3 protein-coding genes are annotated in these 2,155 nt (G+C 59.5%); all 3 read left to right on the top strand.

Annotation, left to right across the window (positions count from 1 at the left end; all coding sequences use genetic code 11):
* On the top strand, nucleotides 1-435 hold a 435-nt coding region (locus EN879_RS33080), incomplete at its 5' end, for a PAS domain-containing protein (protein ID WP_127274565.1).
* 183 nt (nucleotides 436-618) lie between these two features.
* Nucleotides 619-1,236: a PilZ domain-containing protein gene (locus EN879_RS33075; RefSeq protein WP_013531341.1), complete on the top strand. Its 618-nt coding sequence runs from the start codon at nucleotides 619-621 to the stop codon at nucleotides 1,234-1,236.
* Nucleotides 1,237-1,502: 266 nt separating this feature from the next.
* The gene (locus tag EN879_RS33070) at nucleotides 1,503-2,111 is read left to right on the top strand and encodes a transglutaminase-like cysteine peptidase (RefSeq protein WP_063168098.1); all 609 of its coding nucleotides are present in this window, start codon (nucleotides 1,503-1,505) and stop codon (nucleotides 2,109-2,111) included.
* Nucleotides 2,112-2,155 lie beyond the last annotated feature (44 nt).

Genomic DNA, 2,155 nt, shown 5'->3' with positions numbered 1-2,155 from the left:
ACCGATTTCTGCTCGAACACGCCATGGATCAGGCGCGAGAAGGACCAGCGGCTCGTCTCGCGCCTGATCCATGGCGTGTTCGAGCAGAAATCGGTCGTGCTCATCAGCTATGAGGGCTTCAGCCGCAACGGGCGCTCCAATAAGTTCGAACTGCTTGCCCTGCCGCTGGACGGCGGCGTCGAAAATCCGCGCTGCCTGGGCGTCATCAGCGCCGTGGAGAAACCCTTCTGGCTGGGTGCCGATCCGATCACCGATGCGTTGATCGATTCAATCCGCGTCATAGATCCGGAGAAGGAGCTTCTGAACAATCGCCCGGCGATCGATGTTCCCTCGCTTGTTCCCGATGAACTTGGGGCACCCGAGACGATCTCGGCGCTCGGCCGGGTGCGTCGCATCCGTCATCTCGTCGTCTTCGATGGCGGGCGCGAGGAATAGTCCGCTGTTTTTTGAGACCTGATGCACGTCGCCCAAAACTGCGCGGCGGTTTTGGCACCACGGCCTGCAAAAAGGAAAACGCTGGAGCGCCCGCTTTTCCCCTTTGTTAACCCGCTTTGTTGTACTTCTGTGATGAAGTTCCTCGCATCGGCGCGCGGGATGCCAAACGGGGTGTAGGCAGTCATGAGGTCAGCGGCGGTCGACTATGCGCCGTCCCAAGCTGAAAGGCGAAACTTTCAGCGCGTCCGGGTTAAAATTTACGGACGCTTCATGCTGGAAGACCGCACCGAACATCCCTGCCAGGTCGTCGACATGTCACCGGGCAATGTCGCGTTTCGCACCGACCGCATCGGCATGCCCGGCGAAAAAATCATCGCCTACATCGATCATATCGGCCGCATCGAAGGCGTCGTCACACGCACCCTGCAGGACGGTTTCGCAATGACCGTCATTGCGTCGGATCGCAAGAAGGACAAGCTGGCCGCGCAATTGACCTGGCTGGCCAACAAGCATGAACTCGACCTGCCGGAAGATCGCCGCCACGAGCGCGTCGCACCGCGCAATCCGACAAGCGTGCTGCAGCTCACCGACGGCCGCCAGTACCAGTGCCGCATCATCGACCTTTCGCTCTCCGGCGCCGCTGTCGAAATCGACGTCAAACCGGCGATCGGCATCCAGGTCATGCTTGGCACCATGCGCGGGCAGGTCGTGCGTCATTTCGAGGACGGCGTCGCCATCGAATTCGCTGTGATCCAGCGTCCCGAAACGCTTGATTCCGAATTCAACACGCCACGCGCCTGAGCAGGCCCGACAGCAACATTCCAGGAACCGGCCCTTGCGGCCGGTTTTTTGTTTTCGACGCCATGGCATGCTTCGGCCGCTGTTGGAGGGGCCTGGAAGCCCTCCGCCCCCGTCGTGAGGGGCCCCAATATCCAAACGAATTAATACTCAAATGATTCAAATTTTACGTTTATTCTATTGGACTTTTACTCAATATCTACTTCGCGCTTTTGCGTCAAATAAATCCACATGTGGCAATGTCTCCTTCGAACGGGGAGACTACAACAATGAAGAAAACGAGGGGCAAGCTGTTGCTGGCGGCAATGGCGATGCAGCTTTCCGCTTGGGGATCAGCATATGCCGCGGGACCGGCCTATATGCACACCGGCGGACGCACCACCCAGCCTGTTGGTCACTATGAGTTCTGCCAGCGCATTCCCGGCGAATGCAGCGAACGGACCCGCAGGGGTGCGCCGGTCGAACTGACCCGCAAGCTGTGGGCGACGATCGTCAACATCAACAATTCGGTCAACACCCGCATCAAGCCGCGCACCGACATGGAAAACTACGGTGTCGAGGAATATTGGGCCTATCCGGCCAATGGCTATGGCGATTGCGAGGATTACGCGCTGGAAAAGCGCCGCGAGTTGATGGATGTGGGCGTCCCCGCCGGCAATCTGCTGATGACGGTGGCGCGCCAGCCGAATGGCGACGGCCACGCGGTGCTGACCGTGCGCACCAGCCTCGGAGAATTCATCCTCGACAATCTTGAGACCAAGGTCCTGTCCTGGACGGACACCGACTACACCTATCTCAAGCGCCAGTCGGACCAGAATTCCGGCGTTTGGGTGACGATCAATGACGGCCGCTCCGACGCGGTCGCCAGCGTCCGCTAAAACAGAGCTCAAGCGCGCCGCGTGAATGCGAGGCGCTTCAGGAG

Origin of the sequence: Mesorhizobium sp. M7A.F.Ca.AU.002.02.1.1 (genome assembly GCF_003998535.1) — a bacterium.
GTDB classification, from domain to species: domain Bacteria; phylum Pseudomonadota; class Alphaproteobacteria; order Rhizobiales; family Rhizobiaceae; genus Mesorhizobium; species Mesorhizobium ciceri.
This window is presented reverse-complemented; position numbering and strand designations above follow the sequence as displayed.